The organism is Enterobacter cloacae complex sp. R_G8 (genome assembly GCF_024599795.1).
In the GTDB taxonomy this organism is placed as follows: domain Bacteria; phylum Pseudomonadota; class Gammaproteobacteria; order Enterobacterales; family Enterobacteriaceae; genus Enterobacter; species Enterobacter dissolvens.
The window spans coordinates 689,412-714,546 of sequence record NZ_CP102246.1; the positions used below are offsets into that span (position 1 = coordinate 689,412).

The following is a 25,135-nucleotide window of genomic DNA, read 5'->3' on the forward strand; positions in this document are numbered from 1 at the left end:
TCGTTCCTTAACCGGCTGGAGTTGTAGAGGTATCGGGTGTGGCGACGACGGTAGCCCCAGGCCTGACTTTTTGTAACCCACTGACAATCACGCGGTCACCGTCTTTCAGTCCTTCCGTGATCAGCCAGCGATCGCCAATGGCCTGGGATGCAACGACGGTGCGTGACTCGACCTGGTTTTTGGCGTTAACAATCAGGACGGTTGCATCCCCACGCGGTGTGCGGGTCACGCCTTGCTGGGGAACCAGAATCGCATTCGGCTGTGTACCCTCATTAATGCGGGCACGTACAAACATGCCCGGTAACAGCAGGTGCTGTGGATTCGGGAAAATCGCCCGCAGGGTGATGGAGCCGGTGCTTTCATCAACCGTCACGTCGGAAAACTGCAGCGTCCCTTTTAGCGGATAAGGCTGACCATTCTCCATCAACAGCTCGACGGTGCTGGTGGTCTCACCTTTTTGCAGGCTTGTCTGCTTCAGACGCATAAAATCATTGCTGGACTGGGTGACATCGACATACATCGGATCCAGCTGCTGTACCGTTGCCATGGCGTTTGCCTGGCCGTTGGTGACAAGTGCTCCCTCGGTCACGCTGGATTTACCAATGCGACCATCGACGGGAGAGGTGACTTTGGTATAGGCGAGGTTGATGCGTGCGCTTTCAACCCCTGCTTTTGCGGCAACGACGCTGGCATCCGCCTGCTGAGCCGTCGCGACGGCCTGGTCGTACTCCTGCTTACTGACATACTGTGTGCCCACGAGCGGGAGATAACGTTTCACCGTCAGGTGCGCAATATTGGCTGCCGCCTGGGCTTTCGCCAGCTCCCCTTTTGCGTTGTCATACGCCGCCTGATAGCTGGCGGGATCGATCTGATAAAGTGACTGACCAGCTTTGACATCGCTGCCTTCGGTGAAATTGCGACGCAGGATAATACCGCTAACCTGAGGACGCACTTCCGCAACGCGAAACGCATCGGTTCTGCCAGGAAGCTCTGTAGTGACATTCAGGGGGGCACTTTTAACAATATGTACACTCACCTGAGGAGGCTGCGGTTGATGTTGTTGGTTTTCCTGCCCATCGCATCCGGTAAGCAGTGCGGCGCAGACAATAAAACCGGTTAAGGATAAGCGTCTGAAATGATTCGTCATTACTGTTCCTTTAAATACCCATTAACCGATATTTCCGTGAATCGGTGACAGGGCAGGGGACAAAAACAAAAAATGTAGCTGCGTATAATAATGAGGGTATTTAATGTTTTTTAATTTATAAGTGCGAATGAATTCACTAATAATAAAAAAGTCAGAGCCGGAACTTATAGAAGCAACAAAATAGTTCTGGAAGGCTAATCAGGTTAAGGGCGTTTGATAACCGGTATTCATATATTATATGAATCTAATTGCTGCTAAATATTTATCTCAATTATAAATTAAGCGGATTGACGTTTTTTGTGCAGAAATAAAACCGGTTTAAATGAATACTCCCGACGACCAACCTCCGATTTACAGCTTAAATCTTGTGAGTAACGAGTAGTCGTCTATGGTGCGTAAAAAGAAAGCAGAGGCTCAACAGACCCGTCAACAGCTGATTGAAGCGGCTATCGGGCAGTTTGCGACGCGCGGTGTGGCAAACACCACGCTGACGGATATCGCGGATGCGGCAAAGGTGACACGTGGTGCCGTCTACTGGCATTTCAGCAGCAAAGCAGAAATATTTAATGCGATTTGGGAACAGCAATTGCCGCTTCGTGACATCATTCGCGACAGACTTTCTCTTTCCGCCAATGCTGACCCATTGTTAATGCTTCGTGAGCAATTCATCACGGCGTTGCAATATATTGCACATGAGCCACGCCAGTGTGCACTTTTACAAATTTTGTATCATAAGTGTGAATTTGCCAGCGATATGATTTCAGAGTATGAAATCAGGAAGCGCATTGGCTTCAACGATGACGCTCTGCGTGCGACGCTGGAAACGTGTATTTCGCGAAACATTATTTCGGCGCAGATGAATGTGGATTTAACGCTGATTGTGTTCCATGGATTTTTTAGTGGAATAATTAAAAACTGGTTAATGAATAACAACAGTTTTAATCTTTATCAGCAGGCTCCCGCTCTGGTCGATAACATCCTGGCGACACTCCCTGTTACGCGAATGTCGCCACGTGAAGAGACTTACGACTCAGTGTCGGGCAAGATCTCTCCCTGCTCGCAAAGCGTCTCAATGGTCTGTGCGCTGACAGGTTTGCCTAACAAATAACCCTGAAGGGTATTACACCCCAGCTCTGTCAAAAAGGCTTGTTGGGCTTCGGTCTCCACCCCTTCAGCCACCACTTTCAGATTCAGCGTTTTCGCCAGGGCGACAATCGCGGAGACAATCGTCGCATCTTCGCTTTCCCCACTTAACTCTTTCACAAACGCCCTGTCGATTTTCAATTCACAGGCGGGTAAGCGTTTAAGATACAGCAGGCTCGAGTATCCGGTACCAAAGTCATCAATGGAGGCTTTCACGCCCGCATTCGTCAACTCCGTCAACACCCGCACGCTCTCATCCGGATTGCTCATCGCGGTCGTTTCCGTCACTTCCAGGATCAGCATTTCCGGTGGTACCTGATGACGTGCCAGACACTCGAGCACCGTATTAACCAGTGACGGCTGTTCAAACTGCAGCGTCGACAGATTCACTGCCATCGACCAGTTTTGATGTCCTTTAAGGTGCCATTCACGCAACTGGCGGCAGGCTTCATTGAGAACCCAGTTACCAATCGGAATGATCTGCCCTGTTTTTTCCGCCAGCGGCAGGAACAGGTCTGGCGTGAGTAATCCCTGCTTCGGGTGTTGCCAGCGCAGGAGCGCTTCAAATCCAAGTATCGGGCCTGCCGGAGCGTGGAATTTGGGCTGATAATGCAGCTGGAGTTCATTACGATCGATGGCCAGCCACAGATCGTTCATGAGCTGCAGATGGGTTTGCGCCAGGGTGTTCATGGAGGGCTGGAAAAAGTGATAACCGTTACGGCCCATATGCTTGGTGTGGTACATCGCCGCATCGGCGTTAAACATCAGTTCGCGCTCGGTTTTGCCGTCGTGCGGATACAGCGCAATACCAATGCTAAGGGTCACCACCAGCTCATACGGATCCAGATTGAACGGGCTATCAATCGCGCGTACCAGCGCGTTGGCGAGGGAGGCCGCATCGTCCGGGCCTTCTGCTTCTGCGAGCAGCACAAATTCATCACCGCCAATACGTGCAAGCGTGAACTGGCCTTTCAGGGGGAGCAGCAGGCGCTGCGTAACGGCCACCAGCAGCTTATCGCCGACATCATGACCGTAGGCGTCATTGACGGCTTTAAAACCGTCGAGATCCATGAACATCAATGCGAAATGCGTACCCTCACGGTCTGCTTTGTTGATGGCCTGGTCGAGTCGGTCTTCCAGCAGGATACGATTGGGCAGGCGCGTCAGCGTATCTTGCAGTGCCAGTTGAGCCAGCTCCCGGTTAGCTTCTGCCAGGGATGAGGCAAGGAGAGAGGTGCGTGCCTGAAGGCGCGCATCCAGCATGGAGACCAGCAGGGTGATCCCAAGGATGGCGAGCGCGACGACGCTCACCAGCACAGCCAGCCAGCTGCCGTTAATGCCGTCATGGTGTGCCATGGTCGACATCGGAAACTGGGCGGCTTTCATCCCCGCGTAGTGCATTCCGGCAATGGCGATCCCCATCGTGATCGCGGCACCCATGCGCATTAGCGCCACCTGGGCGGCTTCATGACGCAGGCGGAATGTCAGCCACAGTGCCGTGAGCGACGCCGCAAGCGCGATAGCCACCGATATACCCACCCAGGTTTTATCCCAGATAATACCGGGCGTGACCTCCAGTGCCGCCATACCGGTGTAATGCATGGCCACAATACCGCTTCCCATCACCAGTGCACCGGGCAGCAGACGGCGCAAACGCAGCTGTTCGCAGCTGACAAGCCACAATGCAAACAAGGATGAACCTACGGCAATGACCATAGATAACCCCGTCAGGGTGGCGTTGTAGCTCATGCTCATGGAGAGATCCATTGCCAGCATGCCGATGAAATGCATCGCCCATACGCCAATACCCATTGCAATACCGCCACCGGCCAGCCAGATGCGAGCTGCGACCCCCTGACTCCCCGCGACACGCGCGGCCATATTCAGCGCGGTATAGGCAGCAAGGATGGCAACAACAAAGGAGAGGACTACAAGGATATGGTTGTATTGGCTAACCAGCATGATCGGTTCAACTCGAGTGTGAGGTTACGCAGGAGCGATTGGGAAGGGCGAGACATTATCATCGTAAGGTAATGACTCAAAGGGATTTAAATCCCCGTTTTTACCAGGGGATTTCGGGGGTTTTGGCGACGTTAGCGGCTCAGTCCAGCTCTGAACAATTGACGAGTTTAAGCGGGTTCACAGAATTCATATTGCGACACTTGTCGGTCTCGGTGCTCATCAGTTCAATCCACTGCATCAGCAGCGTATCGAAGATAAAAACGGAGACAGCAAAGACAACCAGCCACCAGTATTTACGAATCATTGTGACATTCCGGGAGAAGAGAGCCAGTAAGGTGGTGGAAATATACACGAAAAGTCGCGGTTGGAAAGTGGGGGAAGCGAAGGTTTACAAAGCGTTGACGGTAGCAGGTCTGGGGCAATAAAAAAGGCGCATCCCCATGCCAGGTAGCGCCTTTTTAAACAAGCATTTCGCTAACCGAAATTAGTTCATGCCGTATTTTTTCAGTTTCTTACGCAGGGTACCACGGTTGATACCCATCATCAGCGCAGCGCGGGTTTGGTTACCGCGGGTGTATTGCATCACCATGTCCAACAGTGGCTGTTCAACTTCAGCCAGTACCAGCTCATAGAGGTCATTAACATCCTGACCATTCAGTTGAGCAAAATAGTTCTTCAGTGCCTGTTTAACCGAGTCACGCAGGGGTTTTTGAGTTACCTGGTCCTGAGAGTTAACGGTAGAAACGGTCAGTACGTCAGAATTTACGCGTTGTTCGAACATAGTTCTGTCAGCTCTTTATTTCATTACGCAAGATTTTCGAAGTATGCCTCCAACGCCTCCAGCTGTTCGCTGGCATCCTCTATGGCGTTGAATGTGCGCCGAAACTGGTCATTTGGAGCGTGCTCCTGGAGATACCAGGAGACGTGTTTACGCGCAATTCGGTACCCTTTTGCCTGACCGTAGTGGTCATGCAGTTCCCGAACATGCGAACAAAGCAAGCGCTTAACCTCTGCCAGTGGCAGCGGGGCAAGCAGCTCCCCAGTGTCCAGATAATGCTGGATTTCCCGAAAGATCCAGGGTCTTCCCTGAGCTGCACGTCCTATCATCAGAGCATCAGCTCCCGTATAGTCGAGCACAGCTCTGGCTTTAAGCGGGTCAGTAATGTCGCCATTCGCGATAATCGGAATGGAAACTTTCTGCTTAACTGCCCGAATGCTGTCGTATTCAGCTTCACCGTTGAACAAACAGGCGCGAGTGCGTCCATGAATGGTCAGGGCCTGAATGCCACAGTCTTCGGCCAGTTGGGCAATCTCTACACAGTTACGGTGTTCCGGCGACCAACCCGTGCGAATCTTCAACGTAACAGGAACGTCCACTGCGCTGACAACCGCCGTCAGGATTGACTTCACCTGGTCGGGGTATTGCAGAAGGGCTGAACCTGCAAGCTTGCGATTCACTTTTTTGGCCGGGCAACCCATGTTGATATCAATAATCTGGGCGCCACTTTCCACGTTAATCCGCGCGGCATCTGCCATCTCTTCAGGCACACTTCCGGCGATTTGCACGGTGCGAATACCTGGTTCATCAATGTGCACCATCCGAAGGCGGGATTTATCGCTTTCCCAGACCTGCGGGTTAGACGACATCATCTCGGAAACGGTTAAACCGGCTCCCATCTCATAGCACAGCGTCCTGAACGGCCGGTCGGTAATACCTGCCATTGGGGCTGCGATCAGGCGATTTCTGAGCTGGTGGTGTCCGATGCGCATGAGTTAAGAAATGACCATACTGTGACTGCAAGGCGGCGTATATTACGCATTTTTTGCACGAGATGAAAGGCCAAACTTTGAACAATCCACTGTTGTAGATCAAGGAATCGCCACCCAGTCACAATGATGAAAATTATTTTTTATTTAAATCATTGTGTTATGTATTAACGGCGATTTTATGACCGCTTACAATTTCCCGTAACTTCTCATCATTTCTCAAAAAATGAATCGGTTGAGCGGGATATTCTGCTGTTTTTAGCAGCAGATTCTCCCGCTTCTATGCGATCTGTGTCGCATTTTAGGACATCATCTCAGTACGAAAAATGTTCTTATTTTTTACGGCCCGTGATGCGGCACCACTCTTCTTTTTCCACCACCGGATCGAGGGTGAAGAGATCGGCGTAGGCTTCGCAAACGCTGTCAGCCTGGCTTGCCAGGATCCCGGAAAGTCCCAGCAGACCGCCCTCAACGGGCAGCACACTGATTAACGGTGCAAGCTCGCGTAATGGGCCCGCCAGGATGTTCGCGACCACCACATCGGCTTTCATGGCCTCTGGCTGCGCGTCAGGGAGATACAGCTCAAGGCGATCGGAAACGCCGTTACGCTCGGCGTTATCACGACTGGCCTGAATAGCCTGCGGATCGATATCGATCCCGATGGCTTTTGCGGCGCCCAGCTTCAGTGCGGCAATGGCGAGGATCCCGGATCCACAGCCGAAGTCGATCACGGTTTTCCCTTCCAGATCCAGACCATCCAGCCACTGCAGGCACAGTGAGGTGGTCGGGTGGGTGCCGGTACCAAATGCCAGACCCGGATCGAGCATCACGTTGACCGCGTTTTCATCGGGCACCTCGCGCCAGCTTGGGCAGATCCACAGACGCTTGCCAAACTGCATCGGGTGGAAGTTATCCATCCATTCGCGTTCCCAGTCTTTGTCTTCCAGCTGTTCAATTTTGTGCGCAAAACCTGCGCCCAGCAGAGGATGATGTTCCAGAATCGCGACCACTTCTTTCATGTCGGTTTCGGCATCAAAGAGGCCGATGACGTCGGTATCGCCCCACAGGCGGGTTTCACCTGGCAGCGGCTCAAAGACCGGCGTGTCATGCGTGTCCTGGAAGGTGATAGAGACCGAGCCGGCCTCCATCAGCGCATCGCTCAGCTCTTCGGCGTGAGCACCGGTTGTGTTCAGTTTTAGTTGGATCCACGGCATGGCAAAACTCTTTATTTATCAGTAGACATCATAGCGGGTTGTGGGACGGGTTGACCGAAACGGTTCCCCACCACAAACGCCAGTAAACTTAACAGTAACGAAGGGACAATCGGGTGGAAGCCCAGGTACTGGATCTTAAAGGTGGCGAGTAGAGCATAAACGACACCGCCAACAATCATGCCGCTCAGGGCGCCTGCAGCATTCGCGCGCTCCCAGTAGAGGCCCAGCACCAGCGGCCAGAGGAATACCGCTTCCAGACCGCCAAACGCAAGCAGGTTTAGCCAGATGATCATCTCCGGCGGACGCCAGGCGGCCAGCAGCAGCAGTGCCCCTAACACCAGAGTGATCACCGCAGACATGCGTTTTAAGCGTCGTTCGTTTTCCATCTGCTCGGGACGCAAATTCAGATAGAGATCTTTGATAATCGTAGCGGAACTTTGCAGCAACTGAGCGTTGATTGTCGACATAATGGCAGCCATCGGTGCGGCAAGGAAAATCCCGGCAGCAAACGGTGGCAGGACTTTTACCATCAGGGTAGGGATCACCAGATCGGGCACGGTAAGGTCAGGGATCACCGCACGGCCTAATGCTCCTGCCAGATGCATTCCCAACATCAGGATCGCCACCACAATGGTGCCGATAATAATCCCGCGGTGGACAGCTTTACTGTCTTTATACGAGATACACCGTACGGCGGTATGCGGCAGACCAATGACACCAAAGCAGACCAGCACCCAGAAAGAGGTCATAAAGGTGGGCGACAGAATATCATCAGCCCCTTCTGGCGCGACCAGTTTCGGGTCAATCGCTTCCAGGGTTTCAACAGCATGGCTCAGGCCGCCTGCCGCATGGACAACCCCCACCAGCAGCACAATGGTGCCGATGAGCATCACCATGCCCTGCAGAGTGTCGTTCAGTACGCTGGCGCGGAATCCACCAAACGCCGTATAAAGCGCGATACTGATCCCAAAGATAAGCAGGCCTGTCTCGTAAGGGATCCCCGCGGCGGTTTCAAGCAGACGCGCACCGCCAATAAACTGCACCGTCATCGCACCAATAAAGGCGACCAGCAGGCTTAAACTTGCCAGCCATACCAGTAAACGGCTGCGGTAACGGGCAAACAGCATGTCGTTTAGCGTCACGGCATTATAACGACGCGCCAGGATAGCGAATTTTTTGCCGAGTATTCCCAGAGAGAGCCAGACGGCAGGAAGCTGGATCATCGCCAGCAGCACCCAGCCTAACCCATATTTATAGGCCGCACCGGGACCGCCAATAAATGAACTGGCGCTGATGTAGGTGGCGGTGAGCGTCATCGCTAACACAATGCCGCCCATTGAACGGCTGCCGAGGAAATATTCGTTCAGGAAGGTGCCGGTTGCCCTTTTGCGCATCGCATACACGGACACGCCAAACACGACCAACAAATACGCGATAAGCGGCAGAATGACTTCAAGCTGCATCGTCGTCCTCCAGCGGAATATCGCGATAAATGAATTTCACCATTGCCCAACATAGCAGGATAAAAATCAGCGGTACCAGCAGACAGGCCATTTCAAACCAGTGCGGCAGGCCGGTGATGCCCATTGCAGAATCAGGTAAGTAAGCAGTCACTAACCACGCAATAAGATAGAGAAGGGTCAGCCACAGCGCCCAGCGCGCTTCTTTATGGGCCTGAACAAAACGTTTGTCCATTTTTTGTCCCTTGTGGATGAAGAAAGCGGGGATTGTACATGATGGGCCTTGACGATCCCCAGAAATAAAAAAGGCCGGTTAAACCGGCCTTTTCGCAAAGATGCTTTCTTACTTCTCGTTGAGACCGAGTTTTTTCTCCAGATAGTGGATGTTGGTCCCACCATTCTGGAAGTGCTCGTCGCTCATGATACGCATCTGCAGATCAACGTTGGTTTTGATACCGTCGATGATCAGTTCCTGCAGGGCGTTCTTCATGCGGGCAATCGCCACGTCACGGTTTTCGCCGTAGCAGATCAGTTTACCGATCATGGAGTCATAGTACGGCGGTACGGTGTAACCGGCGTAGATATGAGACTCCCAACGTACACCAAAGCCACCCGGCGCGTGGAAACGCGTGATTTTACCCGGGCTTGGCAGGAAGGTATTCGGGTCTTCGGCGTTGATACGGCACTCGACCGCATGGCCTTTGACCACCACTTCTTCCTGTTTGATGGACAGAGGCTGGCCGGCAGCGATACGCAACTGCTCTTTGATCAGGTCAACGCCGGTGATCATTTCGGTAACCGGGTGTTCTACCTGAATACGGGTGTTCATCTCAATGAAGTAGAACTCACCGTTTTCGAACAGGAATTCGAAGGTACCCGCTCCGCGATAGCCGATGTCGACACACGCTTTGGCACAACGCTCGCCGATGTAGCGACGCAGTTCCGGAGTAATGCCCGGTGCTGGTGCTTCTTCGACCACTTTCTGGTGACGACGCTGCATGGAGCAGTCACGTTCTGCCAGATAGATAGCGTTACCCTGACCGTCAGCCAGCACCTGAATTTCGATGTGGCGTGGGTTTTCCAGGTATTTTTCCATGTACACCATGTCGTTGCTGAAAGCCGCTTTCGCTTCCGCTTTGGTCATGGAGATGGACTGTGCCAGTTCAGCGTCGCTGCGCACTACGCGCATACCGCGACCGCCGCCGCCGCCGGACGCCTTGATGATCACCGGGTAGCCAATGCGTTTAGCATGTGCGCGGTTTGCATCCATGTCGTCAGTCAGCGGGCCGTCAGAACCCGGAACGGTTGGAACACCGGCTTTTTTCATCGCGGTGATAGCAGACACTTTGTCGCCCATCAGGCGGATGGTGTCAGCTTTCGGGCCGATGAAGATAAAGCCAGAGCGTTCAACCTGCTCAGCAAAGTTGGCGTTCTCGGAGAGGAAGCCATAACCCGGGTGAATTGCCACCGCGCCAGTGATTTCAGCGGCGCTGATGATAGCCGGGATGTTCAGATAGCTTTTTACGGACGGAGCCGGACCGATACAGACCGTCTCATCCGCCAGCAATACGTGTTTTAAATCGCGGTCCGCGCTTGAGTGCACAGCGACAGTCTTGATGCCCAGTTCTTTACAGGCACGAAGAATACGCAGTGCGATCTCGCCGCGGTTGGCGATAACAATTTTATCCAGCATGTTCGCCTCGTTACTCGATGACGACCAGCGGCTCGTCAAATTCTACCGGCTGACCACTTTCGACCAGAATCGCCTTCACAGTGCCTGATTTGTCTGCTTCGATCTGGTTCATCATTTTCATGGCTTCAACGATGCACAGGGTATCGCCTACGTTGACTTTCTGACCCACTTCGATGAACGCCTTCGCGTCCGGGCTCGGGGTGCGGTAGAAAGTACCAACCATTGGGGAACGTACGATGTGACCACTGATTTCTGCTGCAGCGGCAGGTGCGGCTTCAGTTGCGGCTGGCGCAACGGCTGCGGAAAGCGCAGGCTGCTGCACTGGCGCAGCATAAGCTTGCTGCATTACCGGGAAGCTAGCGGCTGGGGCTGCACGGCTGATGCGTACAGACTCTTCGCCTTCAGAAATTTCCAGTTCGGAGATGCCTGATTCTTCAACCAGCTCGATCAGTTTTTTAATCTTACGAATATCCATGAGTGGGTTCCGTACTCTTGTTTAGTGTGATTGTGACAAGCGTTTTACCGCTGTCTGTAAAGCGTATGAATAACCGTCTGCGCCCAGTCCGCAGATAACGCCAGCGGCGATATCCGACAGATACGAATGGTGGCGGAACGGCTCTCGGGCGTGCACGTTGCTGAGGTGGATCTCGATAAACGGGATACTCACCGCCAGCAGTGCGTCGCGGATAGCAACACTGGTGTGCGTAAACGCGGCCGGATTGATCAGGATATAGTCCACAGTGTCTTTAGCCTGATGAATACGGTCGATGAGTGCGTACTCCGCATTTGACTGAAAATGATCCAAATCCACATTCAGTGACGCTGCTTCCGTGCCCAAACGGTTAACAATTTCACTCAATGTCAGCGTGCCATACTTCTCTGGCTCACGGGTGCCGAGCATGTTCAGGTTCGGTCCGTTCAAAACTAAGATTCGGAATTTTTCCGCCATTGTGTCGCTATCTCCTGCGAATCTCGGGTAAAAACCAAAATATACCTTTGAAACGCGAAAGTCACCTGATGACTTTCCTAAAATGCATTCAGGAAAACCAAAGTCGCACATTATAACGATTTCGTAGCATTTGGCAGCTAAATACTGGTCTTATCAGGGAAGATTATCAACCGCTATCCGAAAAAGAATTGCGGTTGATAAGTAATCTGCGGGAAAACGCACAGTTTCGCGAACTATCGCAACCACTGGCGGAACTTCTTGTAACGCCATGCTAAAAGCGCCAAAGCCAGCAGCGCGTAGATGACGGGTTGCGGCGAGAGGATCTTCACGGACCACAGATAATGAATGGGGGCGAGGATCGCCACAAGATAGACGAAGTTATGCAGCAACTGCCAGCGCTTACCCAGTTTTCGCTGCGCATATTGCGTGGAAGTCAGCGCTAACGCCAGTAACACCAGCCAGCTGACAATGCCCAGCGTCAGATAAGGACGCGTGACCAGTTCGCGGCCCAGCAGTGTCAGGTTGTTAATCCCCAGTTCCAGCAGCGCGTAGCTGGTCAGGTGCAACGTGGCCCAGGCAAAACACCATAGCCCTAAAAGTCGACGTGTGCGTATCAATAATGGCTGTTTAGCGTAGCGTGCCAGCGGCGAAACCAGCAAGGTCGCCAGTAAAAATTTCAGAGCCATCCGACCGGTAAAGTGCTGGATATCTTTAGCCGGATCGGCACTAAAAAGCCCCTGGCTGGCGGCCCAGAACAACCAGATAAAAGGGAGTAACCCGGCTAAATGCAGCAGCACTTTCAGCCAGGTTACCTGTTTTGCCGTTAAACGCACTCAGAAGTTCTCCCGTAAATTAAGCCCACGGTAGAGCGACGCCACTTCATCCGCATAGCCGTTAAAGAGCAATGTGGGCTGACGCTTCACATCCAGCGCACCGCCGGAACCGATAAAACGTTCCGTCGCCTGGGACCAGCGGGGGTGATCGACATGCGGGTTCACGTTGGCGAAGAAACCGTATTCGTCCGGCGCGGCCAGATTCCATGTCGTGGGCGGACGCTCGCGGGTGAGCTTAATACTGACGATAGATTTAATGCCTTTGAAGCCATATTTCCACGGCACGGTTAAGCGGATGGGGGCGCCATTCTGCGGCGGCAACGCTTTACCGTAAACACCGACGGTCAGCAGGGTAAGAGGATGCATGGCTTCGTCAAGGCGTAATCCTTCTACATAAGGATATGCAAGCCCACCGCCGATGAACCGGTCCTTCTGGCCTGGCATCTCGTCCGGGGCGTAACGCGTCTGGAATGCGACATATTTCGCATTGCTGGTGGGTTCAACCATCGCCAGCAGTTTATGCAGCGGAAAACCGACCCACGGTACCACCATCGACCAGGCTTCCACGCAGCGCATACGATAGATGCGTTCCTCTAACGGGAAACGGGTGGTGAGATCGTGGTGATCCAGCGTTAAGGGTTTTGCCACTTCACCGTCAATTTTCAACGTCCACGGATCGGTTTTCATGCTGCCGGCATTGGCCGCAGGATCGGCTTTATCAAGCCCAAATTCGTAGAAGTTGTTATAGCCAGTGACTTTATCTTCCGGCGTGAGCGTCAGTTTGTTTTGCCACTCGGCAGGTTTCGTAAAGGTGAGTGGGGCACCGGAAGGGGCTTTTGGCCGATCGTTGCCTTTAAACCAGTCGAGCAAATCGGCGTGAGCCGCAGGGGTAAGCGTCAACGCGGTGGCACTGATGCCAAGCATTTTCAGGATCTGGCGGCGCTGTAACATAAAGACAGATTCGGACGTTACGTCGGCTTCCGTCAGTTTTCGGGTTTTCATGGCATCCTCCGTCATGCGTTTTTCTAAGCATGACGGAGGAGAAGGATTAGCGCGAATATGTCACGAAAATTTGAAGATTAGGCAATTTTCACCAGCGCACGGCCGTGGAACTGGTTATCCATGATCTTACTGGCATAGTCCGGGGCCTGGCTGAGGGTGATTTCGGTTGCGCTCTGCGTGAAGAAGGACTCCGGCAGGTCACGCACCAGACGCTCCCAGGCTTCTGCACGACGGGCCGCCGGGGTCATGACGGAATCCACACCCTGCAGACGCACGTTACGCAGGATAAAGGGCATCACGGTGGTGGGCAGGGCAAAACCGCCCGCCAGACCGCAGGCCGCCACGCAGCCACCGTAGTTCATCTGCGCCAGCACTTTTGCCAGCACTTTGTCACCGACGGTATCAACCGCACCGGCCCAGACCTGTTTTTCCAGCGGACGGGTTTCGGCGAACTCATCGCGGCCAAGAATGCGGCTGGCGCCAAGCTGACGCAGGTAGTCATGGGTGCTTTCGCGCCCAGAAACCGCGACGACCTGATACCCGAGTTTATGCAGAAGCGTCACTGCTGTACTGCCAACACCACCGCTGGCGCCAGTCACGACAATCTCACCCGACTCAGGACGGATACCGGCATCTTCCAGCGCCATGACGCACAGCATGGCGGTAAAGCCTGCTGTGCCGATAATCATCGCTTTGCGGCCATCCAGCCCTGCTGGCATAGGCACCAGCCAGTCGCCCTTCACCCGCGCCTGCGTTGCCAGCCCGCCCCAGTGGTTTTCACCCACTCCCCAACCGGTGAGCAGCACCTGCTGGCCTGCATGGAAGCGAGGATCTTCGCTGGTATGAACATGGCCCGCAAAATCAATCCCCGGCACCATCGGGAAATTTCGGATGATTTTACCTTTGCCGGTGATGGCCAGCGCATCCTTGTAATTCAGACTGGACCAGTCGATGTCGACGGTGACGTCGCCTTCGGGCAGTCGGCTCTCTTCAAGGGCTTGCACCGAGGCAATGGTTTTGCCGTCCTGCTGTTCTAAGATCAAAGCCTGCATACAGGATCCTCACTATTCTGATGATTGGAAAATTCGTTCTGAAGACTATACTCGCTCAGTGAAACGCTATGCCGATTTAACGCAATAAATTGCCAGATACACCAGGTTTGGTAGTATGCCGCATTTGAAATGCAAGTTAGCGCTTACTCGCTACCCCATCAACCCACGGAGTAATCTCAAGGATGCGATTAACGACGAAGTTCTCAGCTTTTATCACCTTGCTGACGGGGTTAACCATTTTTGTCACGCTGCTTGGCTGCTCCCTGAGCTTTTATAACGCCATTCAGGACAAGCTGGTCAACCGGGTTGAATCTGTTGCGTCGGTTATCGATACGCGTTTGATTACCACTCCGCTTCCGGAACTCTCCCGCGAGCTGGATGAGTTAATGGTACCTGTTGATATTGTGCAGGTAGACATCACCCAGGGAAAGCATCAGGTTTTGAGCCATCAGCGCCAGGGAAGTTATCGTCCCGCGGGCGTTGTCAGCCAGTATCGGGAAGTGAAAGTCCATTCGCTTAAAAATCCGGGGATGACGATACGCATGGTCTACCTCGATCCCATGGCCAGCTACTTCCGCTCAATGATGACCACCGCGCCGCTTACCGTCGCCGTCGCCTTTATTGTAGTGCTGATATTTCTTGCGGTTCGCTGGCTACGCCGCCAGCTCTCCGGTCAGGAGTTACTGGAAACCCGATCCGTGCGGATACTTAACGGGGAGCGCGGTCCGCAGGTGCGCGGGTCGGTGTATGAGTGGCCGTCCAGCACCAGCAGCGCGCTGGATACCTTGCTTTCTGAAATCCAGTTCGCCAGCGACCAGCGCAGCCGCATGGATACGCTGATCCGTTCCTATGCCGCGCAAGATAACAAAACCGGTCTTAACAACCGTCTGTTCTTTGATAATCAGCTGGCCACGCTGCTGGACGATCCGGAAAAGGTCGGAACGCATGGAGTGGTCATGATGATCCGCCTTCCCGATTTTGATCTCCTGCGCGATACCTGGGGACGGCGTGTGGCGGAAGAGAACCTCTTTACGCTGATTAATTTGCTCTCGACCTTTATTATGCGCTACCCCGGTGCACTGCTGGCGCGTTATCACCGCAGCGACTTTGCGGTACTGTTACCCCATCGCACGCTGAAGGAGTCAGAGAGCATCGCCAGTCAGTTGCTGAAGGCGGTGGATGCGCTACCGCAAAGTAAAATGCTCGACCGGGACGATATGGTACATATGGGCATCTGCGCCTGGCGCGGTGGGCAGTCGACAGAACAGGTCATGGAACACGCGGAAGCGGCAACCCGCAACGCCGTATTGCAAGGGGCGAACGGTTGGGCGGTGTATGATGATTCCCTGCCGGAAAAAGGGCGCGGCAATGTGCGCTGGCGGACACTGATTGAGCAAATGTTGAGCCGCGGCGGACCCCGTCTTTATCAAAAACCGGCGGTCATGAAAAACGGCCATGTCCATCACCGGGAGTTGATGTGCCGTATTTTCGACGGGACGGAAGAGGTTATTTCGGCTGAATATCTGCCGATGATCCTGCAATTTGGACTCTCCGAAGAGTATGACCGTCAGCAAATTAGCCGACTGATTCCGTTTTTATCGTTCTGGCCTGAAGAAAACCTGGCGTTGCAGGTGACCGTCGAGTCGTTAATACGCCCGCGTTTCCAGCGCTGGCTTCGCGATACATTAATGCAATGCGAAAAATCGCAACGTAAACACATTATTTTTGAACTTGCTGAGGCGGATGTTGGTCAACACATCAGCCGGTTACGTCCGGTGGTACGTTTGATCAATGCGCTCGGCGCGCGTGTGGCGGTGACACAGGCGGGCCTGACGCTGGTCAGTACCAGCTGGATCAAGGAGCTGGATGTGGAATTATTAAAGCTACATCCGGGGCTGGTCAGGAATATTGAAAAGCGCACGGAAAACCAGCTGCTGGTGCAGAGTCTGGTGGAAGCGTGCAAGGGAACGCGAACACAAGTATTTGCTACGGGCGTACGCTCCAGAGGCGAATGGCAGATGTTGACGGAGCGCGGTGTCATGGGCGGTCAGGGTGATTTTTTTGCCGCCTCTCAGCCGCTGGACACCAATGTGAAAAAATATTTGCAAAGATACTCGGTTTGACCTGCCGTTTACGCTGTTTTCACGTAGAATATCGCGCCTGTAGCTTTGAGTATGACGAGCAAAAAGCCAGTGAACGACCTTTTGCGGGTTACAAATGAAAGTGAGGAACGCTACTGTGTACTCAGCCCTGAGGGAGTCAGGGGATGAATTTGTAACAGAAGGAAACGTACTGCACAAATTTTCACCGCAGCAGGTGATTTTTGCGCCTTGTCGCTGCTGCGTGTGGTTGGTAAAGTAAGCGGATTTTGTTTTCCGCCCCAGCTTTCAGGATTATCCCTTAGTATGTTGAAAAAATTTCGTGGCATGTTTTCCAATGACCTGTCCATTGACCTGGGTACCGCGAATACCCTTATTTATGTAAAAGGACAAGGCATCGTATTGAATGAGCCTTCTGTTGTGGCCATTCGTCAGGATCGTGCCGGCTCGCCGAAAAGCGTAGCCGCAGTGGGTCATGACGCGAAGCAGATGCTGGGTCGTACCCCAGGTAACATCGCCGCGATCCGCCCAATGAAAGACGGCGTTATCGCTGACTTCTTCGTGACTGAAAAAATGCTTCAGCACTTCATCAAGCAGGTCCATAGCAACAGCTTCATGCGTCCAAGCCCGCGTGTTCTGGTCTGTGTGCCGGTCGGTGCGACCCAGGTAGAACGTCGCGCAATCCGCGAATCTGCCCAGGGTGCAGGCGCGCGTGAAGTGTTCCTGATTGAAGAGCCAATGGCTGCGGCTATCGGTGCAGGCCTGCCTGTTTCTGAAGCAACCGGTTCTATGGTGGTGGATATCGGTGGTGGTACCACTGAAGTGGCCGTTATCTCCCTGAACGGCGTGGTGTACTCCTCTTCCGTGCGTATCGGTGGTGACCGTTTCGACGAAGCCATCATTAATTACGTGCGTCGTAACTACGGTTCTCTGATCGGTGAAGCGACCGCAGAACGTATTAAGCACGAGATCGGTTCTGCTTATCCGGGTGATGAAGTGCGCGAAATTGAAGTGCGCGGCCGTAACCTGGCGGAAGGCGTTCCACGCGGCTTTACCCTGAACTCCAACGAAATCCTGGAAGCGCTGCAAGAGCCACTGACCGGTATCGTGAGCGCGGTGATGGTTGCTCTGGAACAGTGCCCACCAGAACTGGCGTCCGATATCTCTGAGCGCGGTATGGTTCTGACCGGTGGTGGTGCGCTGCTGCGTAACCTCGACCGCCTGTTAATGGAAGAGACAGGTATTCCTGTCGTAGTTGCAGAAGATCCACTGACTTGCGTCGCCCGTGGTGGTGGCAAGGCGCTGGAAATGATCGACATGCACGGCGGCGACTTGTTCAGCGAAGAGTAGTCATTGTGAAAGGGTAGCGAATCGCTACCCTTTCTCTCTGACACGAGAATACGCATAGCCTATGAAGCCAATTTTTAGCCGTGGCCCCTCGCTACAGTTTCGCCTGATCCTGGCGGTTCTGGTTGCGCTTGGTGTCATTATTGCCGATAGCCGCCTCGGTACGTTCAGTCAGATCAGAACGTACATGGATACCGCCGTCAGTCCTTTCTATTTTATATCCAATGGTCCCCGTGAACTGCTCGACTCCGTTTCTCAAACGCTGTCTTCACGTGACCAACTCGAACTTGAAAACCGGGCATTGCGCCAGGAACTGCTGCTGAAAAACAGCGAACTGCTGATGTTAGGGCAATACAAGCAGGAAAACGCGCGTCTGCGTGAGCTGCTTGGCTCGCCGTTGCGTCAGGATGAACAGAAGATGGTGACGCAGGTGATCTCCACCGTGAACGACCCTTACAGCGATCAGGTGGTGATCGACAAAGGTAGCGTTAACGGGGTGTATGAAGGTCAGCCTGTGATCAGTGATAAAGGTGTGGTGGGCCAGGTGGTCGCCGTCGCCAAACTGACCAGCCGTGTGCTGCTGATCTGCGATGCCACCCATGCGCTGCCTATTCAGGTTCTGCGTAACGATATTCGCGTCATTGCGGCGGGTAACGGTTGTACGGACGATCTGCAACTGGAACACCTGCCAGCCAACACGGACATCCGTGTGGGCGACGTGCTGGTTACGTCTGGTCTGGGTGGACGTTTCCCTGAAGGGTATCCGGTTGCGGTTGTCTCTTCTGTGAAGCTTGATACGCAGCGTGCCTACACCGTGATTCAGGCGCGTCCAACGGCGGGTTTACAGCGTCTTCGCTACCTGCTGCTGTTGTGGGGTGCCGATCGCAACGGTGCCAACCCAATGACGCCTGAAGAAGTACATCGCGTCGCCAATGAGCGCCTGATGCAGATGATGCCGCAGGTTCTCCCTGCGCCGGATGCAATGGGGCCGCCTGCGCCAGTACCCGCGCCGGCTACCGGGATAACGGATGCGCCGCCACCGCCTAAACTCTCATCCGGAGGGCAGTAGTGGCAAGTTATCGTAGCCAGGGACGCTGGGTTATCTGGCTCTCGTTTCTCATTGCGCTGTTGCTGCAGATTATGCCCTGGCCGGACGACATTCTCGTTTTCCGGCCAAACTGGGTATTGCTCATTTTGCTCTACTGGATCCTGGCCCTGCCGCACCGCGTAAATGTTGGCACAGGTTTTGTGATGGGTGCCATACTGGATCTCATTAGTGGCTCAACGCTGGGTGTTCGTGCGTTATCCATGAGCATTATTGCGTATCTCGTTGCACTCAAATTCCAGCTCTTTCGTAACCTCGCGCTCTGGCAACAGGCGCTGGTGGTGATGTTGTTGTCGCTTGCCGCGGATATCGTTGTTTTCTGGGCAGAGTTTTTAGTGATCAACGTCTCTTTCCGACCCGAAGTGTTCTGGAGTAGTGTAGTAAACGGTGTGCTCTGGCCGTGGCTGTTCCTGTTGATGCGTAAGGTTCGCCAGCAGTTTGCTGTGCAGTAAAAGGTTTCCATGACGTCTATATATCTTGCCTCCGGTTCTCCACGTCGTCAGGAGTTGCTCACACAGCTGGGCATCTCTTTTGAACGTATCGTTACCGGCATCGAAGAAAAACGGGCTGAGGGTGAAAGCGCTCAGCAGTATGTCTCTCGCCTGGCGCGTGAGAAAGCGCAGGCTGGCGTAGCACGTGTGCCACGCGACCTGCCGGTGTTGGGGGCGGATACCATCGTTATCCTTAACGGTGAAGTGCTTGAGAAACCGCGCGATGCTGAGCATGCGGCGCATATGCTGCACAAAATGTCCGGGCAAACGCATCAGGTGATGACCGCCGTGGCGCTGGCGGACAGCCAGCACGTGCTGGATTGCCTGGTCGTGACGGACGTCACCTTCAGAGTACTGACCAACGACGAGATCGCCGCGTATATTGCCAGCGGTGAACCGATGGATAAAGCAGGTGCATACGGTATTCAAGGGCTGGGTGGCTGTTTTGTCAGGAAGATTAATGGCAGCTATCACGCCGTAGTCGGCTTACCGCTGGTGGAAACGTATGAGTTGCTGAGCAATTTTAACTCACTGCGTGAGGGAAGGGATAATTATGACGGCTGAATTGTTGGTAAACGTAACGCCATCGGAAACCCGTGTGGCCTACATTGATGGTGGCATTCTTCAGGAAATTCATATTGAGCGTGAAGCGCGACGCGGAATAGTAGGCAATATCTACAAAGGTCGTGTCAGCCGCGTACTGCCAGGTATGCAGGCGGCTTTTGTAGATATTGGACTGGATAAGGCGGCATTTTTACATGCCTCCGATATCATGCCGCATACCGAGTGTGTCGCTGGCGAAGAGCAGAAGCAGTTTGCCGTGCGCGACATTTCAGAGCTGGTGCGTCAGGGGCAGGATCTGATGGTGCAGGTGGTCAAAGATCCCCTTGGTACTAAGGGTGCCCGTCTGACAACCGACATCACGCTACCTTCCCGTTACCTGGTGTTTATGCCGGGCGCGTCGCACGTGGGGGTTTCCCAGCGTATTGAAAGCGAGAGCGAGCGTGAGCGTCTGAAGAAAGTGGTCAGCGCCTACTGCGACGAACAGGGCGGGTTTATCATCCGTACCGCCGCCGAAGGGGTCAGCGAAGAGGATCTGGCGTCCGATGCGGCTTATCTGAAGCGTGTCTGGACCAAGGTGATGGAGCGTAAAAAACGCAACCAGACCCGCTATCAGCTGTACGGTGAGCTGGCGCTTGCCCAGCGCGTCCTGCGCGATTTTGCTGATGCTCAGCTCGACCGAATCCGCGTGGACTCGCGTCTGACGTATGAAGCGCTGCTGGAATTTACCGCTGAGTACATTCCGGAGATGCCTGGCCTGCTCGAACATTACACCGGGCGTCAGCCAATCTTCGATCTCTATGATGTCGAAAATGAGATCCAGCGTGCGCTGGAGCGCAAGGTTGAACTGAAGTCCGGTGGTTATCTGATCATCGATCAGACCGAAGCAATGACCACCGTGGATATCAACACCGGTGCGTTTGTCGGACATCGCAACCTGGATGACACCATCTTCAATACCAACATCGAAGCGACACAGGCGATTGCGCGCCAGCTTCGCCTGCGCAATCTGGGTGGCATTATCATTATCGACTTTATTGATATGAATAATGAAGACCATCGCCGTCGCGTGCTCCATTCGCTGGAGCAGGCGCTGAGTAAAGATCGCGTGAAAACCAGTATCAACGGCTTCTCACAGTTGGGGCTGGTGGAAATGACGCGTAAACGGACCCGTGAAAGCGTGGAACATGTGCTGTGTAATGAGTGTCCAACCTGCCACGGACGCGGCACCGTAAAGACGGTGGAGACCGTCTGCTATGAGATCATGCGTGAAATTGTCCGCGTTCATCATGCTTACGACTCCGATCGTTTTCTGGTCTATGCTTCCCCTGCGGTGGCTGAAGCACTGAAAGGCGAAGAGTCGCACGCGCTGGCGGAAGTGGAAATCTTTGTCGGCAAACAGGTAAAAGTACAAATTGAGCCGCTCTATAACCAGGAGCAATTTGACGTCGTCATGATGTAAGACGCAGTTCGCTGTGTGACCAAAGCTGACAAGGAGAGATGCGTGAGGCGATTGCCGGGGATTTTACTGCTTACAGGGGCAACGCTTGTCGTGATTGTCGCGTTGCTCGTGAGCGGGCTACGCCTCGTTTTGCCGCATCTGGACAGCTGGCGTCCACAAGTGCTGGCGAAGATCGAATCCGCCACTGGTGTGCCGGTTGACGTCAGTCAGGTCAGCGCCAGCTGGCAGAACTTTGGCCCAACGCTGGATGCCAGGGACATCAATGCCAGCCTGAAAGATGGCGGCTATCTGAAAATCAAACGCGTGACCCTGGCACTGGATGTCTGGCAAAGCCTGCTGCACATGCGCTGGCAGTTCCGCGACCTTACCTTTTATCAACTGCAGTTTTTGACCAACACGCCGATCTCTGGCGGTGATAATAATCAACGTCTTGAAGCCAACCGCCTGAGCGATCTCTTTCTGCGTCAGTTCGATCATTTCGATCTGCGCGACTGTGAGGTGAGCTTTATTACCCTCTCCGGCCAGCGCGCCGAACTGAAGATCCCGCAGCTGACCTGGCTTAACGGCAAAGAGCGTCACCGTGCCGAGGGGCAGGTGAACCTCTCCAGCCTGAACGGCCAGCACGGGGTCATGCAGGTTCGTATGGATCTGCGTGACGACGACGGCTTGCTCAACAACGGCAAGGTGTGGCTACAGGCTGACGACGTGGATGTGAAACCGTGGCTCGGTGACTGGTTACAGCAAAACATGCAGCTGGAAACGGCCCGTTTTAGCCTGGAAGGCTGGATGACCCTGACGAAAGGTGTGTTCGCCAGCGGCGATATCTGGCTGAAGCAGGGCGGCGCAAGCTGGCAAGGCGAAAGCAAGCAGCATCAACTCTCCGTGGATAACCTCACCGCACATGTGACGAAAGAGAAAGGGGGCTGGCAGTTTGCCATCCCGGATACACGCATCACCATGGACGGCAAACCCTGGCCGCGCGGCGCGCTGACGCTGGCATGGATGCCTGAGCAGGATGTCGGCGGCACGAATAATAAGCGTAGCGATGAGCTGCGTATCCGCGCCACGCATCTCGACCTGGCGGCCATTGAAGGGCTGCGCTCCATGGCGGCGAAACTCTCTCCGGATTTGGGTGACGTTTGGCTGGCGACGCAGCCAGGTGGGGAAATTGACGCCCTCGCGCTGGATATCCCGCTGCAGGCAACCGAGAAAACCCGTTTCCTGGCAACATGGAAAGATCTGGCCTGGAAACAGTGGAAACTGCTGCCGGGGGCTGAAAACTTCAGCGGTAAGCTGGAGGGCAGCGTTGAGAACGGCAGACTGACCGTTGAAATGCATGACGCCAGAATGCCTTACGAAACGGTCTTCAGGGCACCTCTGGAAATTGAAAAAGGCAACGCGGTGCTTAACTGGCTGCGCAACGATAAAGGCTTCCAGCTTGATGGCCGACATATTGATGTGAAAGCCAAAGCGGTTCATGCCCGCGGGGATTTCCGCTATTTAAAGCCTGAAGGTGAAGAGCCGTGGCTGGGTATTCTGGCGGGGATCAGCACCAGCGACGGTTCTCAGGCCTGGCGTTACTTCCCGGAAAACCTGATGGGTAAAGCGCTCGTGGATTACCTGAGCGGGGCGATCCAGGGTGGTCAGGCAGATAACGCCACGCTGGTCTATGGCGGTAACCCGCATCTTTTCCCGTACAAACATAACGAAGGTCAGTTCCAGGTGCTGGTGCCGTTGCATAACGCCACCTTTGCGTTCCAGCCGGGCTGGCCTGCCCTGAAAAACCTCGATATCGAGCTTAATTTTCTCAATGACGGGTTGTGGATGAAGTCAGACAGCGTCGCGCTGGGCGGTGTGACGGCTACCAACCTGACGGCAAATATCCCCGATTACTCAAAAGAGAAACTGCTGATTGATGCCGATATCAACGGGCCAGGCAAGGCGGTCGGCCCCTATTTTGACGAGACGCCGCTGAAAGCCTCGCTGGCGGCCACGCTTGAGCAGCTCCAGCTTGATGGCGATGTGAATGCTCGCTTACATCTGGATATCCCGCTGGACGGCGAAATGACCACCGCCAAAGGCGACGTCCGTCTGAATAATAACAGCCTGTATATCAAGCCCCTGGAAAGTACGCTCAAGAACCTCAGCGGGCAGTTCAGCTTTGTGAATGGCAACCTGAAGAGTGAGCCGCTCACAGCCCGCTGGTTCAATCAGCCTGTGAATATTGACTTCTCGACCACCGAAGGCGAGAAGGCCTATCAGGTGGCCGTCAACCTGGATGGCAACTGGCAACCGTCGCAGATGGACATGCTGCCGAAACCCATTCAGGAGTCGGTTGGGGGGGCTGCCGCCTGGAAAGGGAAGGTTGATATAGAACTGCCCTACCATGCCAGTGCGCATTATAAGGTCGACCTTACCGGTGACCTGAAAAATCTCAGCAGTCAGTTGCCTGCACCGCTGGATAAACAGGCCGGACAGGCATTGCCGGTGAAGCTTAACGTCGACGGTAACCTGAACAGTTTCGAACTGACCGGCAGCGCGGGTGGCACAAACCACTTTAACAGCCGCTGGTTGCTCAACCGCAAGCTGACGCTGGACAAAGCCATCTGGACGACGGACAGTCGAACCACGCCTCCGCTCCCGGATCACCAGGGCGTTGAGCTGAATCTCCCACCGCTGGATGGCGCGCAGTGGCTGGCACTGTTCCAGAAAGGCGTCGGGCAAAACGTGGATGAGGCTGCGCAGTTCCCGCAGACCGTTACCGTGCGTACACCGTCGCTCACGCTGGGTGGGCAACAGTGGAACAACCTGAGTATCGTTTCTCAGCCGACGGCTAACGGCTCGAAAGTAGAGGCTCAGGGCAGGGAGATCAACGCCACTCTGACCATGCGCGATAACGCCCCGTGGCAGGCGGCCATCCGCTATCTCTACTACAACCCGGCAACGGCGGGCGGGAAAGATCAATCGACTCCGGCATCGCCGTTGAGTAACACTTCCCGCGTGGACTTCAGCGGCTGGCCGGATCTGCAACTGCGCTGCGCTGAGTGCTGGCTGTGGGGACAAAAATATGGCCGCATTGACGGTGACTTCGCGATTCAGGGCAACACGCTGAGCCTCACGGGCGGGCTGGTGGATACCGGCTTTGGTCGTCTGACGGCCGCGGGCGAGTGGGTGAATAACCCTGGCGAACAGCGCACCTCGCTGAAAGGCGACATTAAGGGCAACAAACTGGATGCGGCAGCCAATTTCTTTGGTATCAGTACACCGCTGCGCGGCTCGTCATTTGACGTCGATTACGATCTTCACTGGCGTGATGCGCCGTGGAAGCCGGATGAGGCCTCGCTTAACGGCATACTGAAAACCCGCTTCGGAAAAGGGGAAATTGCCGACGTGAGCACGGGACGCGCCGGGCAGATCCTGCGTCTCCTGAGCTTTGATGCATTGCTGCGCAAGCTGCGCTTCGATTTCAGCGATACCTTCAGCGAAGGGTTCTACTACGATTCCATCCGCAGTACGGCGTGGATCAAGGACGGCGTTATGCATACGGACGACACGCTGGTGGACGGCCTGGAAGCGGATATCGCCATGAAGGGCTCGGTTAACCTTGTGCGTCGCGAGCTGGATATGGAAGCCGTGGTGGCGCCGGAAATCTCCGCGAGCGTCGGGGTGGCAGCCGCCTTTGTGGTGAACCCGATTGTTGGGGCCGCGGTGTTTGCCGCCAGTAAAGTGCTGGGGCCGCTGTGGAGTAAGGTCTCTATTCTGCGCTACCGCATCACCGGTCCGGTGGATAAACCGCAGATTAATGAAGTGCTGCGCCAGCCGCGCAAAGATGCACAGCAATGATTTGA

At 54.4% G+C, this 25,135-nt stretch carries 22 protein-coding genes; 8 read left to right on the forward strand and 14 right to left on the reverse strand.

Translation table 11 applies throughout. From position 1 onward, the window contains the following. Positions 1-7: 7 nt before the first annotated feature. Positions 8-1,147 (reverse strand): efflux RND transporter periplasmic adaptor subunit, encoded by a 1,140-nt coding sequence (locus NQ842_RS03290; RefSeq protein ID WP_248063059.1) that lies wholly within the window; start codon positions 1,145-1,147, stop codon positions 8-10. Between the two features lie 388 nt (positions 1,148-1,535). Here NQ842_RS03290 and envR point away from each other — a divergent pair, with 388 nt between their 5' ends. Continuing rightward, positions 1,536-2,255 (forward strand): acrEF/envCD operon transcriptional regulator, encoded by a 720-nt coding sequence (gene envR / locus NQ842_RS03295; RefSeq protein ID WP_118283310.1) that lies wholly within the window; start codon positions 1,536-1,538, stop codon positions 2,253-2,255. Here envR and NQ842_RS03300 read toward each other — a convergent pair. The 13 genes from NQ842_RS03300 to NQ842_RS03360 form a co-directional block, all read right to left on the reverse strand. After that, the gene (locus NQ842_RS03300; RefSeq protein ID WP_047361177.1) at positions 2,171-4,252 is read right to left on the reverse strand and encodes a bifunctional diguanylate cyclase/phosphodiesterase; all 2,082 of its coding nucleotides are present in this window, start codon (positions 4,250-4,252) and stop codon (positions 2,171-2,173) included. The genes envR and NQ842_RS03300 overlap by 85 nt on opposite strands. A gap of 139 nt (positions 4,253-4,391) precedes the next feature. Continuing rightward, complete coding sequence (locus tag NQ842_RS03305; protein ID WP_014833499.1) at positions 4,392-4,556, reverse strand: DUF2556 family protein; 165 nt, start codon at positions 4,554-4,556, stop codon at positions 4,392-4,394. Between the two features lie 180 nt (positions 4,557-4,736). After that, positions 4,737-5,033 (reverse strand): DNA-binding transcriptional regulator Fis, encoded by a 297-nt coding sequence (fis, locus tag NQ842_RS03310; protein WP_000462905.1) that lies wholly within the window; start codon positions 5,031-5,033, stop codon positions 4,737-4,739. Positions 5,034-5,056: 23 nt separating this feature from the next. After that, a complete protein-coding gene (gene dusB / locus NQ842_RS03315) occupies positions 5,057-6,022 on the reverse strand; it encodes a tRNA dihydrouridine synthase DusB (protein ID WP_013098996.1) in 966 nt (321 codons plus the stop codon). 329 nt (positions 6,023-6,351) lie between these two features. Beyond that, positions 6,352-7,233, reverse strand: coding sequence for a 50S ribosomal protein L11 methyltransferase (prmA, locus tag NQ842_RS03320; RefSeq protein WP_014833498.1), 882 nt, complete (start codon positions 7,231-7,233; stop codon positions 6,352-6,354). A gap of 11 nt (positions 7,234-7,244) precedes the next feature. Then, positions 7,245-8,696, reverse strand: a complete 1,452-nt coding sequence (gene panF / locus NQ842_RS03325) for a sodium/pantothenate symporter (protein WP_014833497.1) — start codon at positions 8,694-8,696, stop codon at positions 7,245-7,247. Next, positions 8,686-8,928 (reverse strand): YhdT family protein, encoded by a 243-nt coding sequence (locus NQ842_RS03330; protein ID WP_046889005.1) that lies wholly within the window; start codon positions 8,926-8,928, stop codon positions 8,686-8,688. The genes panF and NQ842_RS03330 overlap by 11 nt, the downstream gene beginning before the upstream one ends. Before the next feature lie 108 nt (positions 8,929-9,036). Continuing rightward, positions 9,037-10,386: an acetyl-CoA carboxylase biotin carboxylase subunit gene (gene accC / locus NQ842_RS03335; RefSeq protein ID WP_003860388.1), complete on the reverse strand. Its 1,350-nt coding sequence runs from the start codon at positions 10,384-10,386 to the stop codon at positions 9,037-9,039. Between the two features lie 10 nt (positions 10,387-10,396). Further along, positions 10,397-10,861: an acetyl-CoA carboxylase biotin carboxyl carrier protein gene (gene accB, locus NQ842_RS03340; protein ID WP_013098992.1), complete on the reverse strand. Its 465-nt coding sequence runs from the start codon at positions 10,859-10,861 to the stop codon at positions 10,397-10,399. A 21-nt stretch (positions 10,862-10,882) separates the two neighbouring features. Continuing rightward, the gene (aroQ, locus tag NQ842_RS03345; RefSeq protein WP_013098991.1) at positions 10,883-11,335 is read right to left on the reverse strand and encodes a type II 3-dehydroquinate dehydratase; all 453 of its coding nucleotides are present in this window, start codon (positions 11,333-11,335) and stop codon (positions 10,883-10,885) included. Between the two features lie 233 nt (positions 11,336-11,568). Then, complete coding sequence (gene msrQ, locus NQ842_RS03350; RefSeq protein ID WP_046889007.1) at positions 11,569-12,168, reverse strand: protein-methionine-sulfoxide reductase heme-binding subunit MsrQ; 600 nt, start codon at positions 12,166-12,168, stop codon at positions 11,569-11,571. Then, on the reverse strand, positions 12,169-13,170 hold the full coding sequence (gene msrP, locus NQ842_RS03355; RefSeq protein WP_040021899.1) for a protein-methionine-sulfoxide reductase catalytic subunit MsrP: 1,002 nt from the start codon (positions 13,168-13,170) through the stop codon (positions 12,169-12,171). Between the two features lie 77 nt (positions 13,171-13,247). Beyond that, entirely contained in the window at positions 13,248-14,222 is a 975-nt protein-coding gene (locus NQ842_RS03360) for an MDR family oxidoreductase (protein WP_046889009.1), read from the reverse strand. A gap of 182 nt (positions 14,223-14,404) precedes the next feature. Between NQ842_RS03360 and csrD the strand changes: the two genes are divergently transcribed. The 7 genes from csrD to yhdP all read left to right on the forward strand — a co-directional run bounded on the left by csrD (position 14,405) and on the right by yhdP (position 25,130). Then, the gene (gene csrD / locus NQ842_RS03365; RefSeq protein WP_257256493.1) at positions 14,405-16,345 is read left to right on the forward strand and encodes an RNase E specificity factor CsrD; all 1,941 of its coding nucleotides are present in this window, start codon (positions 14,405-14,407) and stop codon (positions 16,343-16,345) included. Between the two features lie 282 nt (positions 16,346-16,627). Further along, complete coding sequence (gene mreB, locus NQ842_RS03370) at positions 16,628-17,671, forward strand: rod shape-determining protein MreB (protein WP_000913396.1); 1,044 nt, start codon at positions 16,628-16,630, stop codon at positions 17,669-17,671. A gap of 61 nt (positions 17,672-17,732) precedes the next feature. Further along, the gene (gene mreC / locus NQ842_RS03375) at positions 17,733-18,737 is read left to right on the forward strand and encodes a rod shape-determining protein MreC (protein WP_013098986.1); all 1,005 of its coding nucleotides are present in this window, start codon (positions 17,733-17,735) and stop codon (positions 18,735-18,737) included. After that, positions 18,737-19,225: a rod shape-determining protein MreD gene (mreD, locus tag NQ842_RS03380; protein ID WP_014071997.1), complete on the forward strand. Its 489-nt coding sequence runs from the start codon at positions 18,737-18,739 to the stop codon at positions 19,223-19,225. The genes mreC and mreD overlap by 1 nt, the downstream gene beginning before the upstream one ends. Before the next feature lie 9 nt (positions 19,226-19,234). Beyond that, positions 19,235-19,828: a nucleoside triphosphate pyrophosphatase gene (locus NQ842_RS03385; RefSeq protein ID WP_096927598.1), complete on the forward strand. Its 594-nt coding sequence runs from the start codon at positions 19,235-19,237 to the stop codon at positions 19,826-19,828. After that, a complete protein-coding gene (gene rng, locus NQ842_RS03390) occupies positions 19,818-21,287 on the forward strand; it encodes a ribonuclease G (protein ID WP_014833490.1) in 1,470 nt (489 codons plus the stop codon). The genes NQ842_RS03385 and rng overlap by 11 nt, the downstream gene beginning before the upstream one ends. Before the next feature lie 42 nt (positions 21,288-21,329). Beyond that, the gene (gene yhdP / locus NQ842_RS03395; RefSeq protein ID WP_257256495.1) at positions 21,330-25,130 is read left to right on the forward strand and encodes an AsmA2 domain-containing protein YhdP; all 3,801 of its coding nucleotides are present in this window, start codon (positions 21,330-21,332) and stop codon (positions 25,128-25,130) included. Positions 25,131-25,135: the final 5 nt, after the last annotated feature.

Excerpts from the sequence above, each read along its gene's own strand:
- mreC (WP_013098986.1), top strand. The coding sequence starts at position 17,733 with ATGAAGCCAATTTTTAGCCGTGGCCCCTCGCTACAGTTTCGCCTGATC.
- dusB (WP_013098996.1), bottom strand. The coding sequence starts at position 6,022 with ATGCGCATCGGACACCACCAGCTCAGAAATCGCCTGATCGCAGCCCCA.
- panF (WP_014833497.1), bottom strand. The coding sequence starts at position 8,696 with ATGCAGCTTGAAGTCATTCTGCCGCTTATCGCGTATTTGTTGGTCGTG.
- accB (WP_013098992.1), bottom strand. The coding sequence starts at position 10,861 with ATGGATATTCGTAAGATTAAAAAACTGATCGAGCTGGTTGAAGAATCA.
- rng (WP_014833490.1), top strand. The coding sequence starts at position 19,818 with ATGACGGCTGAATTGTTGGTAAACGTAACGCCATCGGAAACCCGTGTG.
- NQ842_RS03290 (WP_248063059.1), bottom strand. The coding sequence starts at position 1,147 with ATGACGAATCATTTCAGACGCTTATCCTTAACCGGTTTTATTGTCTGC.
- fis (WP_000462905.1), bottom strand. The coding sequence starts at position 5,033 with ATGTTCGAACAACGCGTAAATTCTGACGTACTGACCGTTTCTACCGTT.
- NQ842_RS03360 (WP_046889009.1), bottom strand. The coding sequence starts at position 14,222 with ATGCAGGCTTTGATCTTAGAACAGCAGGACGGCAAAACCATTGCCTCG.
- NQ842_RS03330 (WP_046889005.1), bottom strand. The coding sequence starts at position 8,928 with ATGGACAAACGTTTTGTTCAGGCCCATAAAGAAGCGCGCTGGGCGCTG.
- prmA (WP_014833498.1), bottom strand. The coding sequence starts at position 7,233 with ATGCCGTGGATCCAACTAAAACTGAACACAACCGGTGCTCACGCCGAA.
- NQ842_RS03385 (WP_096927598.1), top strand. The coding sequence starts at position 19,235 with ATGACGTCTATATATCTTGCCTCCGGTTCTCCACGTCGTCAGGAGTTG.
- msrP (WP_040021899.1), bottom strand. The coding sequence starts at position 13,170 with ATGAAAACCCGAAAACTGACGGAAGCCGACGTAACGTCCGAATCTGTC.
- envR (WP_118283310.1), top strand. The coding sequence starts at position 1,536 with ATGGTGCGTAAAAAGAAAGCAGAGGCTCAACAGACCCGTCAACAGCTG.
- NQ842_RS03300 (WP_047361177.1), bottom strand. The coding sequence starts at position 4,252 with ATGCTGGTTAGCCAATACAACCATATCCTTGTAGTCCTCTCCTTTGTT.
- csrD (WP_257256493.1), top strand. The coding sequence starts at position 14,405 with ATGCGATTAACGACGAAGTTCTCAGCTTTTATCACCTTGCTGACGGGG.
- NQ842_RS03305 (WP_014833499.1), bottom strand. The coding sequence starts at position 4,556 with ATGATTCGTAAATACTGGTGGCTGGTTGTCTTTGCTGTCTCCGTTTTT.
- accC (WP_003860388.1), bottom strand. The coding sequence starts at position 10,386 with ATGCTGGATAAAATTGTTATCGCCAACCGCGGCGAGATCGCACTGCGT.
- mreB (WP_000913396.1), top strand. The coding sequence starts at position 16,628 with ATGTTGAAAAAATTTCGTGGCATGTTTTCCAATGACCTGTCCATTGAC.
- aroQ (WP_013098991.1), bottom strand. The coding sequence starts at position 11,335 with ATGGCGGAAAAATTCCGAATCTTAGTTTTGAACGGACCGAACCTGAAC.